17 protein-coding genes and 1 pseudogene are annotated in these 16,164 nt (G+C 38.9%); 4 read left to right on the top strand and 14 right to left on the bottom strand.

The window, feature by feature from the left end; translation table 11 throughout:
• Window positions 1-1,240: 1,240 nt before the first annotated feature.
• The gene (locus tag V8V91_RS18070) at window positions 1,241-3,772 is read left to right on the top strand and encodes a glycine-rich domain-containing protein (protein WP_373396654.1); all 2,532 of its coding nucleotides are present in this window, start codon (window positions 1,241-1,243) and stop codon (window positions 3,770-3,772) included.
• Window positions 3,773-4,272: 500 nt separating this feature from the next.
• The gene (locus V8V91_RS18065) at window positions 4,273-4,605 is read left to right on the top strand and encodes a T9SS type A sorting domain-containing protein (RefSeq protein WP_373396653.1); all 333 of its coding nucleotides are present in this window, start codon (window positions 4,273-4,275) and stop codon (window positions 4,603-4,605) included.
• Between the two features lie 69 nt (window positions 4,606-4,674).
• Here the strand turns inward: V8V91_RS18065 and V8V91_RS18060 are convergent, their stop codons facing one another.
• From V8V91_RS18060 to V8V91_RS18030, 7 genes are all read right to left on the bottom strand, one after another.
• Window positions 4,675-5,106: a hypothetical protein gene (locus tag V8V91_RS18060; protein ID WP_373396652.1), complete on the bottom strand. Its 432-nt coding sequence runs from the start codon at window positions 5,104-5,106 to the stop codon at window positions 4,675-4,677.
• Window positions 5,070-6,380: a hypothetical protein gene (locus V8V91_RS18055; protein ID WP_373396651.1), complete on the bottom strand. Its 1,311-nt coding sequence runs from the start codon at window positions 6,378-6,380 to the stop codon at window positions 5,070-5,072. Before V8V91_RS18055 ends, V8V91_RS18060 begins: the two co-directional genes overlap by 37 nt.
• Before the next feature lie 23 nt (window positions 6,381-6,403).
• Window positions 6,404-6,613 carry a hypothetical protein gene (locus V8V91_RS18050; RefSeq protein ID WP_373396650.1) on the bottom strand — a complete coding sequence of 70 codons (210 nt, stop codon included), beginning with the start codon at window positions 6,611-6,613 and terminating at the stop codon, window positions 6,404-6,406.
• A 62-nt stretch (window positions 6,614-6,675) separates the two neighbouring features.
• Window positions 6,676-8,067, bottom strand: a complete 1,392-nt coding sequence (locus tag V8V91_RS18045) for a hypothetical protein (RefSeq protein ID WP_373396649.1) — start codon at window positions 8,065-8,067, stop codon at window positions 6,676-6,678.
• An 8-nt stretch (window positions 8,068-8,075) separates the two neighbouring features.
• On the bottom strand, window positions 8,076-8,387 hold the full coding sequence (locus V8V91_RS18040) for a hypothetical protein (RefSeq protein ID WP_373396648.1): 312 nt from the start codon (window positions 8,385-8,387) through the stop codon (window positions 8,076-8,078).
• 62 nt (window positions 8,388-8,449) lie between these two features.
• Window positions 8,450-8,758, bottom strand: a complete 309-nt coding sequence (locus V8V91_RS18035; RefSeq protein ID WP_373396647.1) for a hypothetical protein — start codon at window positions 8,756-8,758, stop codon at window positions 8,450-8,452.
• 1,338 nt (window positions 8,759-10,096) lie between these two features.
• Window positions 10,097-11,131, bottom strand: a complete 1,035-nt coding sequence (locus V8V91_RS18030) for an RluA family pseudouridine synthase (protein ID WP_373396646.1) — start codon at window positions 11,129-11,131, stop codon at window positions 10,097-10,099.
• A gap of 56 nt (window positions 11,132-11,187) precedes the next feature.
• On the opposite strand from V8V91_RS18030, the gene V8V91_RS18025 reads away from it, so the two are divergent.
• Window positions 11,188-11,577: a hypothetical protein gene (locus tag V8V91_RS18025; protein WP_373396645.1), complete on the top strand. Its 390-nt coding sequence runs from the start codon at window positions 11,188-11,190 to the stop codon at window positions 11,575-11,577.
• Window positions 11,568-12,110 carry a 1-aminocyclopropane-1-carboxylate deaminase/D-cysteine desulfhydrase gene (locus tag V8V91_RS18020; protein ID WP_373396644.1) on the top strand — a complete coding sequence of 181 codons (543 nt, stop codon included), beginning with the start codon at window positions 11,568-11,570 and terminating at the stop codon, window positions 12,108-12,110. Before V8V91_RS18025 ends, V8V91_RS18020 begins: the two co-directional genes overlap by 10 nt.
• Here the strand turns inward: V8V91_RS18020 and V8V91_RS18015 are convergent.
• The 7 genes and pseudogenes from V8V91_RS18015 to V8V91_RS17985 all read right to left on the bottom strand — a co-directional run bounded on the left by V8V91_RS18015 (window position 12,094) and on the right by V8V91_RS17985 (window position 16,047).
• Window positions 12,094-12,729, bottom strand: coding sequence for a helix-turn-helix domain-containing protein (locus tag V8V91_RS18015; RefSeq protein ID WP_373400749.1), 636 nt, complete (start codon window positions 12,727-12,729; stop codon window positions 12,094-12,096). The genes V8V91_RS18020 and V8V91_RS18015 overlap by 17 nt on opposite strands.
• A gap of 18 nt (window positions 12,730-12,747) precedes the next feature.
• Window positions 12,748-13,212 carry a UvrB/UvrC motif-containing protein gene (locus V8V91_RS18010; protein WP_373396643.1) on the bottom strand — a complete coding sequence of 155 codons (465 nt, stop codon included), beginning with the start codon at window positions 13,210-13,212 and terminating at the stop codon, window positions 12,748-12,750.
• On the bottom strand, window positions 13,209-14,048 hold the full coding sequence (locus V8V91_RS18005; RefSeq protein WP_373400748.1) for a helicase-related protein: 840 nt from the start codon (window positions 14,046-14,048) through the stop codon (window positions 13,209-13,211). Before V8V91_RS18005 ends, V8V91_RS18010 begins: the two co-directional genes overlap by 4 nt.
• A 60-nt stretch (window positions 14,049-14,108) precedes the next feature.
• Window positions 14,109-14,263, bottom strand: a pseudogene (locus V8V91_RS18000) (hypothetical protein); the annotation flags it as partial.
• Window positions 14,264-14,427: 164 nt separating this feature from the next.
• On the bottom strand, window positions 14,428-14,787 hold the full coding sequence (locus tag V8V91_RS17995; RefSeq protein WP_373396642.1) for a DEAD/DEAH box helicase family protein: 360 nt from the start codon (window positions 14,785-14,787) through the stop codon (window positions 14,428-14,430).
• 61 nt (window positions 14,788-14,848) lie between these two features.
• Window positions 14,849-15,142, bottom strand: a complete 294-nt coding sequence (locus V8V91_RS17990) for a hypothetical protein (RefSeq protein ID WP_373396641.1) — start codon at window positions 15,140-15,142, stop codon at window positions 14,849-14,851.
• Window positions 15,143-15,159: 17 nt separating this feature from the next.
• A complete protein-coding gene (locus V8V91_RS17985) occupies window positions 15,160-16,047 on the bottom strand; it encodes a DUF4105 domain-containing protein (RefSeq protein WP_373396640.1) in 888 nt (295 codons plus the stop codon).
• Window positions 16,048-16,164: the final 117 nt, after the last annotated feature.

Raw genomic sequence — 16,164 nt, 5'->3', positions numbered from 1 at the left:
TCATTTGTGAAGGTTCCACCAGCGCCCAGTTGACACTCGCCGGTCATGTCGGGGATGTGGTACGTTGGCAAAGTGCCGTAAGCCCGTTCTCGTCCTGGACGGATATCGCTAATACCTCCCTGACACCTACACTTCAGGAACCCTTTCCGAAACAACACAGTTCAGAGCCGTTGTTCAAAGCGGAACTTGTCCCGAGGAATTTTCAGATTTTACGACAGTTACCGTTGACCCTACCACAGAGGTGGTTCGGTGTCAGGAGGAACAATCATTTGTGAAGGTTCCACCAGCGCCCAGTTGACACTCGCCGGTCATGTCGGGGATGTGGTACGTTGGCAAAGTGCCGTAAGCCCGTTCTCGTCCTGGACGGATATCGCTAATACCTCTGACACCTACACACTTCAGGAACCCTTTCCGAAACAACACAGTTCAGAGCCGTTGTTCAAAGCTTGGAACTTGTCCCGAGGAATTTTCAGATTTTACGACAGTTACCGTTGACCCTACCACAGAGGGTGGGTTCTTCGGTGTCAGGAGGAACAATCATTTGTGAAGGTTCCACCAGCGCCCAGTTGACACTCGCCGGTCATGTCGGGGATGTGGTACGTTGGCAAAGTGCCGTAAGCCCGTTCTCGTCCTGGACGGATATCGCTAATTCCTCTGACACCTACACTTCAGGAACCCTTTCGAAACAACACAGTTCAGAGCCGTTGTTCAAAGCGGAACTTGTCCCGAGGAATTTTCAGATTTTACGACAGTTACCGTTGACCCTACCACAGAGGGTGGTTCGGTGTCAGGAGGAACAATCATTTGTGAAGGTTCCACCAGCGCCCAGTTGACCTCGCCGGTCATGTCGGGGATGTGGTACGTTGGCAAAGTGCCGTAAGCCCGTTCTCGTCCTGGACGGATATCGCTAATACCTCTGACACCTACACTTCAGAGACCCTTTCCGAAACAACACAGTTCAGAGCCGTTGTTCAAAAACGGAACTTGTCCCGAATTTTCAGATTTTACGACAGTTACCGTTATTTCTACAGAGGGGCGGTTCGTGTCAGGAGGAACAATCATTTGTGAAGGTTCCACCAGCGGATTTGACACTCGCCGGTCATGTCGGGGATGTGGTACGTTGGCAAAGTGCCGTAAGCCCGTTCTCGTCCTGGACGGATATCGCTAATACCTCTGACACCTACACATCAGGAACCCTTTCCGAAACAACACAGTTCAGAGCCGTTGTTCAAAGCGGAACTTGTCGAGGAATTTTTCAGATTTTACGACAGTTACTGTTGACCCTCTACCAATACCAACATTTGAAGAGGAACCTTTAGCAAATGTTTGTGTTGGAACCTCCGTCACATATACCACTCAATCAGGATCTGGTGAATCAAATTATGTTTGGTCTATCCAAGGGGTCCCTGGAACGGATTATACTGTTACTTCAGGCGGCACTAGCACTACAGATCCAACAGTTACACTTACTTGGTTAACTGAAGGCTCAAAAGATGTTTATGTCTATTATTCCAATTCAAATAATTGTACGCCAATCAATTCTGCTTATAATAACATCACCGTAAATCCTTTGCCAGTCCCTACATTTGATGAGGAACCTGGGATTGAAATCTGTGAGCAGGATGCTGTTACCTATACCACCAAAGCCGGACAATCCGATTACATTTGGAATATACCTGGAATAGAGGGAACCGATTATGTAATCACAGCTGGAGGAATTGGAGATACAAATGAAAGTGTCACCATTCAATGGCTAACTACAGGATCCGAAACAGTAACTGTCAGCTATACAGATTCCGTTAATGGATGTATAGCATCATCAACAGCTAGTTCAACTACAGAAGTAGAACCATTTGCCTCTGTCGGTCCAACTTCTGTCGCATATCCTAGTGTTTGTATAAGCAGTCCAACATTGACACCATTTACTCAAGCTACTACAGGAGTTACTGCAATAGGAACTCCCGTTGGCTTACCAGATGGAATCAGCGCCACATTTGATGCTTCTACTGGATTGATCACTTTTTCTGGTACGGCCACCACTCCAACAATAGGCGCACAAACTTATAGTATTCCTCTAATTGGAGATTGTATTAATGGATTAGAGGCTACGGGTACGATTGAAGTTGTTCCTCAATTAGCATTGACTTCCGTATCCTCTATATCTGCCTCATCTGTAGGTGGAGCTGCAACTGTCACAATTAACGGAGATCCATCTATTTTAACGAATGGTGAATATGAAGTCACTTATATCATGGAAAGTGATGTTCCAAATACCATTGGACCTGAAATAGCAAGTCCAGTTACTGTCACCAATGGAAAAGGAGTGTTTAGAACAGTTGACTTACCAGAAGACGATGCTGAAGTATATCAATTAACCATTCAAAGCATATCCAAAATTATTGATGGAAACCCTGTTTGTCCGGTTAATTTAGATCAAACCTCACCTGATAATACTACCTATTTTAGTGTCTGTGGAGCAACATTTACAGCTGATGGAACATTTTATGTGCCAGCTGGAATCACTGAAATTACTGTACAAGTTTGGGGAGCTGGAGCTGGAGGAGGTTCCAAAAAGACAAAAGGTGCAGGCGGTGGCGGAGGAGGATTCTCAAGTGTCACTGTTTCAGTTAATCCAGGTGATCCAATTGGTGTTTTTGTTGGAAAAGGAGGTGCTGGAGGCGTTACAAACGGAAATTCCGCAATCAAGGGTGGTGATTCTTATGTGACAAAAAATTCATCGGATCCAAATCCTCAAACAACAAGCATCGCATATGCTTATGGAGGTTCTGCCCCGACTATTTCCGGACCGGGTATTGGAGGAGTTGGTACCACTTCGAATGGTCAAAACGGGTTTATTGAAACATCACTAACAGGAGGAAAAGGAGGTGATGGCGGAAATGGAGGAACCGGAGGTGCGGGAGGAAGTGGTTCAGGAAATGCTAAAGGTTTAAATGGTTCAGGACCTGGCGGTGGTGGCGGTGGCGCAAAAGGAAATGCTGATGGAGGAAATGGAGCTGATGGCTTTGTCTTGATCTCCTATTCCTGTACTGATGCAAATAAATTTGATTGTATTGAAGTAATCGATGATGGTGCCTCTACAGGAACTACCATTATTGAGTTCATTTGTGATACTCAATGGAATGCTCCTCAAGGATTAATTGACTTTACAGTACTGGTAGGCGGCGGTGGCGGCGGCGGCGGCGGTGGAGAAGGATCCGGTGGAGGAGGAGCAGGAGGCTTAGTATCTCAAGTTTTCAGTACAAACGACCCCAATGGACTACCTGCTGGAACTTCATATGGAATCGTTGTAGGTGAAGGTGGACCAGGAGCTAGTGGTGTAAACCAAATTGGACAGCCAGGAGAAGAATCTTCATTTACAGGATCAATCAATGGGAGCCCTATAGAAATTATTGTCCCAGGTGGAGGTGGAGGTGGGTCCTTTAATAATCCTCATGGGGGCTCTGGTGCTGCTGGAGGTGGAGGTGGAGCTAAACCAAACGACCCCAATACAGGTGCTTCTGGGGAGTTTGGAAATGGTGGAACAGTTGATGCCTATACTTATACAGGAACTAATGTAAATGTCTATCTAGGAAATATCGGTGGTGAAGGTGATTTCAGTAATAGCCAAAACTCCGTCGCTGGAGGGGGGTCGGGCCTTTCCCAAGAAATTGGAACAAATAACCTTCCTGCTGGTATTGGAAAAAAGGCAAAGCTGCTGGAAATGGGCAAGGAGAAGGAGGTGCTGGAGGAGAAGGAATTTCTATTCAAATAGAAGATTATACATTATTATATGGCGCAGGTGGAGGAGGAATTGGCGAATTCTTCAATGGTACGGATAAAGTTGGATTAGGAGGATCTGTTAATGGAATAAAAATTGGAGGTGATGGCAATTTAACTGCACCAAGTCCAGTAGGATATCCTGGAAGAGATAAAACCGGTTCAGGTGGAGGAGCAGGTTATATAGGAGGCGGAAAAGGTGGAGATGGAATCGTTGTTGTTTCCTATTACAACTTCCAAATCCTACAAGTAGAATACCTCTATTTTGAAGCGAAATTTGATGAATTCAATCGTAATGGGCTACTATCTTGGGCAACCTCTAAAGAATGGGCAAATGCCAAATTCGATATAGAAAGATCCATAGGAAACGCCAACAATTGGGAAAAAATAGGTGAAGTTGCAGGCCAAGGATATAAGGACAGCCAAACTGATTATACCTTTACAGATACTCAACTCCCAGCTTATGGAGGAAATGTTTTCTATCGATTAAAGCAAGTGGATTTTGAAGACACGTTTACTTATAGTGTTACTAGAGCTATTCAGGTTCCAAGTTTGAAAGGTAAGTCCAATTGGATCATCTATCCTAACCCTAGTGAACTGAGATCAAATGTAACCGTTGGTTTAATCAATCCATCCAACTATCATGATGAACCAATTATCGTTCGAATTTCAGATGTAAGAGGGATAAATGTTAGCTATTCCGCTAATTCTGTCGAAGAGGTAAACCAGGCCGTAAATTCCTATCTGGAAACAGCCATCTCTGGAATGCATATCGTCCAACTTATTTGGGGAGATCAAAATGAACAACTCAAATTAATTCGGAAATAAAAACATCCAAAAAATCCCTCTTTGATCTACTTGATAAAAGGGGGATTTTTATTTGTCTTGAATAGAGTATTACTCTTCTTCTTCCCTTCTTTTTGGCACCTTTGGCTGTCCTAAACCTAGACTCCCTTTCAGCCCACTAAAGGTAGCTCGCCACCAACCACCGAAAATGAATTTAGATTTATCTCGCTCACTATAAATCGTAGCAGTTACTCGTCTATTCAAAAAACTACGAGGATTAGAGTTCTTGGTAATGGTATTTGCTAAAAAAGTCATTAAGTTAAGCTTCCCTGTACCCCGCTCCAAGGTCAAACTATCCAAGAATTCGATTTTCAAATCTTCATAATGGAAATTCATCTTCCCTTGTGCTACATCATCATTTACCTTGAAATTCCATTTCCCATCAGTAACCCTCCCATCTAATACCCTTACAAATACACCTCTTGAAAGAATATTGTTTAGAGTGGTCAAATCCAATTCACCCAATGAGATATCCACTTCCATCGGATAGGATCCTCATAAAATAAGGTCGCCTCTAGCTGAACATCACCTTGCCCCATCAACTTACTGGTGGCATGTAATTCCGAATTTTTTACAGGATAATCTTGATCACTCTTGGTTAGAATAAAAGGGGCCAGTTTTACATCAACCTGATTGAAAGTAATCATCCCTGGCAACATGGATTTGGGACCGAATTCCTCATACCTGATTAGACCACCATTCACTTTCACAGAATCCACCTCCAAATCAATTGGTGAATTTCTCATCAAGGCTTGTGGCATGGGTTTGTAGACACCTTCTTTTATGGGCAAACGCTTATCTCTAAACACATCTAAACTCAAGCTATCCAAAAATAAGCCCTGAGCTCTTACTTTATTATTCAGGAAATACTCATTAAAATCAATATTCAATAAAGTGACCTTTTTTATTTCTGCATCGATCGCATCGGATTGAAAACCTTGTTGGTTTAAATAATTATATCTCCCAATTGTCGGACCCACTTTGACATCCTCTACTATTAGATCATCATCTAGCAAACTAAGCTTTCCTATATCAACTCTATTGAGACTATCGGAACTATAATACACGTAGTTTGTCAAGGATAAACTATGGTCTTTCTCCAATAGGAACTGTGGACTTATTTTTTGATCCTTCCCTATCAAATTAAAATTCAGTTCAGCCAATTCCACATTTACCCCATCAAAAGCCAAATGCTCAATGGGGCCTAATTCCTTATTATATAAAGTAAACTTGCCATTTTGAACGAGGATATCCTGCAAAAGTATCGTTTGAATTAATCCTTCTTTATTTTTTGGTTTTCCAGGCTTAGCCTTTACTTCTTTTTCCGCAGAATCCAAGAAAATGTCAATTACAGGGTTGACTAAGGATAATTTAGTCATGTCAAAAACCCCAGTCTCTTGAATTTCCTTTAACGTATTATTTTGAAGAGATAGACTTTCAATTCTTGCTGATATAATGGGAGATCCAGGAGCTATTGTAGTGCTTTTTGGAATCACTTGAAAATTGGAAAAAATAGTGGCATCGACAGAATTATCTACATTGACACTAGAAAACTGGATGGTATGAATACTATCTGGTAGCGCAAAAGAAAAATCCTGCAGAGATAGATTTATTTGTGAAAAAAGACCCGATAAATCTTCTTTTGTATTCGCTGTAGAATCAAAATTGAATCCTAGAATTCCTAAATCAAAATTTGTTTGGATAGACTGAGCCTCATTGGTACCTGATCGAAAGTTGATTCCCAAAGTGGAATTCACGGCTTCAATTGAATCGATCTTAATTAATTCAATGGATTTTGGGAGAGATTTTCTCTGCTCACTTTCCTCCTTCTCCTCCTGTTCATAATCCTTATCAATTTCAATATTGATCCTCCCCCTGTCACTTTTAATTTATTCAGATCAAGAACGTTTTCAAAAAGAAAAGATTCAATATCTACCCCGTTGAATGACACTTGTGGCAGGTTTAAAGAAAGCGCAAGTTTATTTTCCAATTCAGGACCAGGAACTAACTCCAAACTATCAATAATGATCGATTGCTCAATTGAGTTGAAACTTAAATTATTTGTGGTAGCCCGGTAATTTCCCCCGCTAGATTAAAAGCATAATTTTTTAACTTAAGATCGATTTCTTCAGAGAAAAACGTTCTATCGCCTTCTCTTTCATAGCCCGTATTATCAACATAAAACCCTTTCAGCTTTAAGGATAAATTATCCTCTTGAAATGCGATATCCTTGGGGCCAGAGAAATTCTCATATTTAATTTTTCCTTCCGAAAAGCTCAGAGAATCAATTTCAATTACACTAAAATAGGAAGTTAGTAAGCTTTTAATTTCCACACTCGACTCCAAAGATGCTGATGAATTTGAGCTACGTTTTTTTCTAAACCTAGACATGAACAGTTCAGGTTCCGGAATCAAAATTTGTTGGATTTCTAACTTTTCCTCTTCGAATGCGGCTCTCATATTAAATCCTTCCGCCCTAAACTCAGGAATTTGGATATCCAGAATCACACTTTTGCCGTAGGCATCCAATACTTGCTGAACTTGATTTGGGTTTTCGGGACTTATGCTTAAGCCACTGATTGACAAAAGGGAATCTTTAGAATCAATGGTCACATGATCAGCCTTAAACTCATGAAGGTTATCACGAAGTTTTAAACGATATTTCTCCAAACTGAGGACTACATCTTTTGCAAAAAGGAAATCACTGATTGATTTGGTGGAGTTAGGTTGGAAGAAAACCTCATCTAATTCTAAGCTAAATCTTTCAAATCCAATATCATTGGTTCTTTCTCCAGCTTCATTTTTAAATTGAACCTCTCCATCATTTAAATCAAACTTTCCGATTTTTACATCAGTAAGGTACCCTTCCAATAAATCCTTTATTGAAAGGTTTTGGGAAGGTTGGTTTTTCTTTTTTCGACGCTCAACAAACTCCACTTGAGGAGAATTGAGCATTAATTCATCCATTTCAAACTTCCTTTCATTATATAATAATTTCAAGTTAGCTTTGGTTAAAGCTACTTTAGGAAGAAAAATTCGAATAATATGGTCTGGATCTTTTTCTTGAAGAGCTCCTTCCCTTGGCTCAAAACTAACATTTTCAACCTCAATTTCATCTTTGAATGAAGAAACACTAATTTTTTCACCTTTGATCAAATGAACCTCATCAGACAAATACAAGCTTGCATCTCTGATTTCCATCGCAGCATCCTCTCCATAAAAAAATTGGTTCTGCTTTTTCGATTCATCATCTCCTAAATAGAACTCAATCATTTTAAAGTCCAGACCTTCAATGTCAATCCTATTTTTTAAGGTGTCAATCGCATTGGAGGTAACGAACTTGCCATCATTGATCGAAAGCTCCTTTACATAAATTGATTCTAACACTCCGTCAATCAGCTCATTCAGATTACCTGTAGAAGTACTGTCTTTTTCTGCCTTCATCAACCTCTCTACCTTAAAAAAGGATCCTCCATGATAATCTCATCCACTAAAAGTCTTGAGGTCATGAACGCTTGATTTAAATCTACATTTCCGATCCGCAAAGCATTTAGCTTTGCTGAGTAGTATGCCTTGCTTTCCTTCTTTTTATCTCCCGACAATTCAAAATTCCTAAGGTCAACCTGATTGGTCAAAGAACTGATAAAGACCTTATCTGCAGTAATCTTATGAACATTATCAGGCAAAGGAAATAATACATTCTCTAAATCAAATTCAAATCCCCTTGCATTAAAAGGTGTTTCCCACTCCTCTTGTGTGGTCAAATTAATATCCCTGACAAGTAATTTGGTGTTATTTGCCTCTAAAGAACTTGGACTTAAAAAATTTAGAAAAACAAATCCGCATGGTTGATTTCCAGTGAACGAACCACCAACGCATTTAACTTCATTTTTTCAATACTTTTTTTGACTTCTTGCTCCAATTCCTTGACAGGAGATACTTTATCGATTTTTAATGAATCCACTTGTTTAGGATTTCCAGTCTTATCTTCTGGTAAATCCATGCTAATATTTGGATTATCAAACTCTAATTTGCCTATGTAAAAAATGTTTTCCGAGAAACTATACCAAAGTCCTTTAAACGCGAGTTCATCCAGCGTAAAGTCAAATAAAGTCTGCCCCGGTTTAGCAACCACCCCTCCACAGGCTTCATTATTATTCCATCCAAAAAAACCCCCTTCTAATGAGGGAAAAATTTATTCGGTTGAATTCAATTTGATAAACATCATCCGTGGCATCATTAATCTTGTTTCTTGCCCAATTAGACAACACTAGATTGGATCCGAAATAGAATATAAACTCTAAAAAAGGAGCCCTAAAAAAGCAATCATAACCCATTTCAGTAATTTTTTCCGAAAAGGGTGAGCTGATTTTGTATGATGGACTTTTTCTGACATTCAAGGTAATTTAGACCTAAAATAGCCATTATGAATGATATTACACCATTCATATTTTTTCTATTAAATGAAAAAGCAACACAATGTGTTGCTTTTAGTTGCTGTAGGAGAAGGATTCGAACCTCCACGAGGCAGTTAGGCAATAGTCCGGTTGAATTACGCTTTATACTGGATTCCTCACCCTCGAGACAGGAGGGCTTGTCTGCCAATTTCAACATCCTACAATAATTAAATAGGTAAAATAGGTTTGAGAACAGATAAGTATATATACTTTATGTTTTAAGAACCCAGCAAATAGGAAGCAAAAGTGAAAAAAATTCATCTATGCTTAATGTGACTTTTTGGGTTTTTTGTTCAATTCTTTTAATTGACTGCTCAAAATTAGAAATACCATTGGTTTATTAAAATTTTGACAAAAATTTATTTTATTTTTTACATTAAATTAATTTAAATGTTATTTTTTTTGATAAATCGAAAATTATTGAGTTTTATTTTAAGGCTTTTTTATCAATTTGACAATGTTCTATTAGACCTAGGCTATACAATTTTATCTATTGTATAAACATACATTGACCAAAGATATTCTATGCTGTAAAAAATAAGGCATAAAAAAACCATGAAACAAAATTTCATGGTTTTAGTCAATTAACAATAAACCCAAAATAACCTGCTGTAGGAGAAGGATTCGAACCTCCACGGAGTAGTTAGGCAAATTTACGAGCTCGCTAAATGCTTTATCCCATGACCTCCACCCCCGAGACAGGAGGGCTTGTCTGCCAATTTCAACATCCTACAGTATGTGTCGTTAGAGATCTTTTATCTCTGTTGATGATTCAAATATAGGCACACTTCGCTTGTTTTTGCAAATTATATAAAAAATAAACTGAATTTTTACAGTATTTTTAATGATAACGATTGAAATATATAAATATGGAAATTAATGAAGTGAAATGAGGTGTGATTTTAACGATTTTTCAATCATTAGAAACCGTATTATCATTTATGATTGAAAAACACGTTTTTATTGCTGATTTAGCAACATTTTGACGTTTTTATTGAACATTAGCCCAATTAATCTCATTCAAAATTCACATATGATTCCCATTTGTCTAAAACAGACTGAAAATCTGAAGGAAGTGGAACCTCAAAAAAGAGCTTTTCTTTGGTGGTAGGATGGATAAAACCCAGAGACTGAGCATGAAGTGCCTGTCTTGGCATTAAGTCAAAACAGTTCTGGACAAAGGTTTTGTATTTAGAAAATTGGGTCCCTTTTCGAATTTTATCTCCTCCATACATAGCATCATTAAAGAGTGGATGTCCCAGATACTTCATATGGGCTCTAATCTGATGGGTTCTTCCGGTTTCTAAATTGCATTGGATTAAGGTGACATAACGTAAGCGCTTCAAAACCTTCCAATGAGTTACGGCATGCTTTCCTTGATCTCCTTCAGGGAACACATCCATCACCTTTCTGTTTTTAGCACTTCTTCCTACATTCCCTGTAATCGTACCTTCATCTTCATTCGGCTCTCCCCAAACCAAGGCTATATAGGTTCTATCTATGGTATGATGAAAAAACTGGCTGGCAAGGTGGGTCATTGCTTCTTCGGTTTTGGCTATTACCAAAAGACCAGAAGTATCCTTATCAATCCGATGAACCAACCCAGGCCTACCGGTATTCCCTTTCATTTCAGGAAGATTCTCGAAATAGTAAACGAGCCCATTCACGAGTGTTCCAGACCAATTTCCATGTGCAGGATGCACCACCATCCCAGGAGGCTTATTTACCAGTAATAAATAAGGATCTTCATAGATGATATCCAATGGAATATTTTCAGAATATACTTCTGTTTCCTTTGGAGGTTTTTCTAACATTACACGAATATCATCCAAAGGCTTTATTTTATAATTGGCCTTAGTTGGACTTCCATTCACTAGTACGGAACCAGCATCGATGGCTTGTTGAACTTTATTCCTTGTCGCATTAGCTATCTTCTCACTTAAGAATTTATCTATCCTAGTAAGAGTTTGTCCCTTGTCAATAATAATCCGATAATGCTCAAACATTTCAACTTCCTCATCTTCGAAGTCTTCTTCTGGATTTGTATTCATAATGCAAAAATAGGAGGATCAAGCTTAACTTTGCCAATATCTCTAAAATGAACCCAATGCTTACTCCAAAAGAAGTAGTGAACCAGACTATTCACCATCCCCTTTTAAGGGAAAAAGGAGTTACACTTTCCATTAAAAGATTAGATATAGTTCATCCTCAAGTATCTGGAAATAAATTTTTTAAACTAAAATACAACATCGAAGAAGCGCTTTCAAAACGCCATCAAACCTTAATCACCTTTGGAGGTGCCTATTCCAATCATATCGCGGCCACTGCATTTGCTGCCCAAAAAGCCGGGCTCAAAGCTATTGGAATTATCAGAGGAGAAAAGATTCAACCATTGAACCCTACGCTGGAATTAGCTCAATCACTTGGAATGATTCTTCATTTTATTTCAAGAGAAGAGTATAGAAAAAAACAGAAGAGCAATTTCAATTGGATCTGACAAGAAAATTCGGAGATTTCTATTTAGTCCCAGAAGGAGGTACGAATCAACTTGCTATAAAAGGAACTCAAGAAATTCTAACTCCCGAAGATGATGGCTTTTCACAAATCGTGACTGCCATTGGAACAGGCGGAACTCTTGCTGGGTTGGCTGCAACAATAAAGGAGCATCAATCCCTTATTGGAATCTCTTCACTAAAGGGAACTTTTATCCATGGAGAAATTCAGAGCTTATTTGAATTTTATAAAATCGAACCAAAAGGTTCACTTACTATTTTTGACCAATACCATTTCGGGGGATATGCAAAATACAAGCCCGGGTTACTCGATTTTATATGGATGTTCTATCAGGAATTTGGAGTGGTCTTGGATCCAATTTATACAGGAAAGGCCGCTTTTGCTATGTGGGATTTAATCCAAAACAATTACTTTCAAAAGGGCTCCTCCATCTTATTAATTCATACTGGAGGCATTCAAGGGAATCTCGGATTCATCGAAAGAACGGGGATCAACCTTCCTACTCTTTCAAAGTAAAATAATCATCAGACTCTTGGGGATGAATTAACAGCACATTTGCCAAAACCAACCTCACCAATGTTTTGGAAGCTAGAAATTTTGGAATTTTGGCAATTTTAGAAAATTCACGAACTGAAATCCTTTGTTTTTCTTCCAGAGATTTAAGTAGAATCTCCTCTTTTCTACCATAAGTAAAAACGACATCCCTTGGGTTTTTACTCTTTTTCAAAATCTCCCAAACTTCAATACTCGCTTGTACGCTCCTATCTGCAACTCTGATAAAAGACTGTCTTTTTTTATCAATTTTTAGGTAATGGGGCCGATTTTGACTTTGTTCTAATTTAAAAACAGCAACTCCTTTTTTAGAATTAATAGGTAGAACAAACAATTCATAATGAAGGGCTGGAAAAATCAATTCCTTAATTGCTTTTTCCATCACATAAACTTCTTCCTCTATAAACCGCTGGCCTGAAACGGTTCCGTCATCATCCACTCCTATCATCACCACCCCACCAGCAGTATTCGCCAAGGCAATAAATTCCCTGACTATCTTTTCTGGAAAAGCAGCCTTCTTTTTAAATTCTATTTTTAAGCCCTCCCCTTTTGCAGCAAGACTTTTCACCTCTTGAAGGGTCATCATTTATTTCTGTAATTTTCAATTTCCAGGACCTCTTGATAGCTCTTCCAATCTCTTCTTTTGAGATTGCCACTCGTCCCTTAATCTTGCAGCCTCCATGAAGTTAAGTTCTTTGGCTGCTTTTTCCATTTGCTTTTGTGTTTGCAGAATCAACTTTTCAAGCTTGTCCTTACTTAAATATTGAACTACTGGATCAGCTGCCATAGTACCTTCACCAGGCATTGGCTCCACATAGATTTTAGCATTCTTTTTCGAATCAGCTACTTTTGTCTGACCCATGATCTTATCCCTTGATTTTATAACGGTAGTTGGAGTAATTCCATTTTTCTCGTTATACTCAATTTGAAGAGCTCTCCTTCTCTTCGTTTCATCAATGGCCATTTGCATAGAAGGAGTAATTTTATCCGCATACATGATTACTCGACCTTCTTGATTTCTCGCAGCTCTACCAATTGTTTGCACCAAACTTCTTTCGTTTCTCAAAAACCTTCTTTATCGGCATCCAAAATTGCGACTAAAGATACTTCAGGCAAATCCAGTCCTTCTCTAAGCAAATTTACTCCTACCAAAACATCAAAAACCCCAAGGCGTAATTCTCTTAGAATTTCTACTCGGTCCAATGTTTTAACTTCAGAATGGATATACCTGGATTTCACACCAGCTTTTTCAAGGTATTTTTGAAGCTCTTCAGCCATCCTTTTGGTCAAAGTGGTAACCAAGACACGCGCTTCTTTCTTAATGGTTTGATCAATTTCCTCCAATAGATCATCAATTTGATTTTGGCTTGGCCTCACATCAATAGTTGGATCCAGCAAACCAGTTGGTCTAATGATCTGTTCTACCACTACCCCTTCTGTTTGCGACAATTCATAATCTGCCGGGGTTGCAGACACATAAACTATTTGATTGGTCAAGTCCTCAAATTCATCAAATTTGAGTGGTCTATTATCCAAGGCAGAAGGTAACCTAAATCCAAAATCCACCAAATTTACCTTACGGGATCTATCTCCTCCCCACATCGCTCTTACCTGGGGGATAGTGACATGGCTTTCATCCACCACTAACAAGAAATCATCAGGGAAATAATCGATCAAACAGAAAGGCCTTGTACCTGGTAATCTCCGATCAAAATATCTTGAGTAATTTTCTACCCCAGAACAGTAGCCTAGTTCCCTAATCATTTCCAGATCAAATTCTGTCCGCTCTTGAAGTCGTTTTGCCTCCAAGAATTTCCCTTCTTTTTCAAAGAAATTCACCTGATCCACCATATCATGCTGTATTTCATGAATGGCAGTATTGATCGTGTCTTTTCCTGTCACAAATAAATTTGCCGGAAATATGGAAATGATTTTTTCATCAGAAAGCTTTTTCCCTGAAGCAGGATCAATTCTTTGAATCGCTTCAATTTCATCACCCCAGAAAAAATTCGATAACCGAAATCAGCATAGGCTACAAAAATATCAACAGTATCTCCTTTGACGCGAAAGGTACCATGCGTCAAATCTTGCTGAGTTCTACTATAGAGAATATCCACCAATTTAAACAACAATTGGTTTCTTGGTATGCGGTCACCTTCTTGTAGGCGAATCACATTCTTGCCAAATTCCTCTGGATTACCAATACCATAAATACAGGAAACGGAAGCAACGACAATGACATCTCTTCTTCCAGAAAGCAAACTGGAGGTAGCACTTAATCTTAGCTTTTCAATTTCATCATTGATAGAAAGATCTTTCTCAATATAAGTACCCGAGCTTGGGATGAAGGCTTCTGGCTGGTAGTAATCGTAATAGGAAATAAAATATTCAACTGCATTGTCTGAAAAAACTGCTTGAATTCTCCATACAACTGTGCCGCCAATGTCTTATTATGGCTGAGTATAAGCGTGGGCTTTTGTACTTGTTGGATGAGGTTAGCAATCGTAAATGTTTTTCCTGAACCTGTTACACCTAATAGCACTTGAGACTTTTCACCGGAATTCACCCCTTCGGTTAGCTTTTCAATTGCCTTCGGTTGGTCTCCCGTGGGTTGGTAATCTGATGTCAATTTAAATTCCATAGCTCAATCTTAAGTCTAATAACAGTTAATAACCCCTTAAAAGTTTTCCAGCTGGAATATTTCAGACAAGTGGTGTCTTATAACGCGCTATATTATAATAAAGATAATTGGTCCTAAGTATGATGACCAACATAATCGGAATCAAACTAGGATGAAAAGATTGCCAGCCTAAAATCCAAAACACCACAGCAGCATCGGCCAATATCAACGCTGTCAAGAGATAATTTCTGAGCCATGGTTTCAAAGACTTTGAAAGTAAACCTTGAATTAAAACTAAATGCCCAGGGAAAGCCCATAAAATATTCCAATTCCATTTGGTAGATGGGATATCTGATCCAATCCAAAGTAAACTCATGACTAATCCAAGAATCCCTAAGATTCCAAAAAGACTAAGTCAAAACCAATAAATAGCTTTTTCTTCTTAAACCCAATGAACGTAGTTGCGGTAAATAGTATGGCGATAATCCAAAAGAGAAGATAGGGATTCAATAGCCCTAAAGAATTTTCCTTTGGAGCAAAATCAAGAATTACTCGTTCATTTTTTACCAGGGGTCGTGTAGGCCCATCACCTTGTATTTCTGCTCTGGAAAATGCCTGCTCCATGTAATCTGGAAGAAATTGCTCCTCTCGTGGAGTCGCATCTACATCGAGACGCGATCCTAAAGCAAGATCTATCCCCAAATCAGACCAAGGCATATAGAAAACTTTTTCATCAATCAATTGCCGGAACGTCTTCTCAATAGGCTCCTGTTCTTCATCATGCCAAACCAACTGATCTCCCACAATATTCTCTAGGACATCTCGAATCCGAGTACCACAGTTATCATAGAAAAAATCGTATCGGTAATTACGGTTTTGAGGAAGGTAATTGATCTCTAAAAATTCAACTAAGGCGGCCTTCTGTTGCTGATTCAAATCGAGCTCCAATTCCCGCATGGATCTTTGAAAATAATTATACTCTGCCAAAAACCGATCAAAGGTTGAAACGGATAAAAAATAATCCAACCTACCTCCTGCAAATTTTAATACGAAGTTAGGAGCTCTAAAATCAAAGGTTCCATAATTATAAACTTGATCCCTGCCCGTCTCTAAATTAACTACACGAATTGCACTGTGACCAAAAGAACTATAAATCTCCTCACCAGGATCGCAAGTAAGCAAACTGACACGATACTGCTGGCCAACACCTTGTAAATTTCCAACAAATAGAAATAACCACCCAAGAATTAAGTAGAAGAATAACTTCTTTTTCAATTTCATTTTTAGTATATTAGTTACACTTTTTTAATAGTTGATACATGTTAGCAAAGGCTACATATCATCCAAAGTGGATTTTTTAGTCTGCCGAATATACAGGTTTCTTCTGGCAGTTGTATT

The sequence above is a fragment of the Algoriphagus halophilus genome, assembly GCF_041729275.1.
In the GTDB taxonomy this organism is placed as follows: domain Bacteria; phylum Bacteroidota; class Bacteroidia; order Cytophagales; family Cyclobacteriaceae; genus Algoriphagus; species Algoriphagus halophilus_A.
Note: the sequence above shows the minus strand (reverse complement) of the source record. Positions and strands in the feature narration are given on the sequence as shown.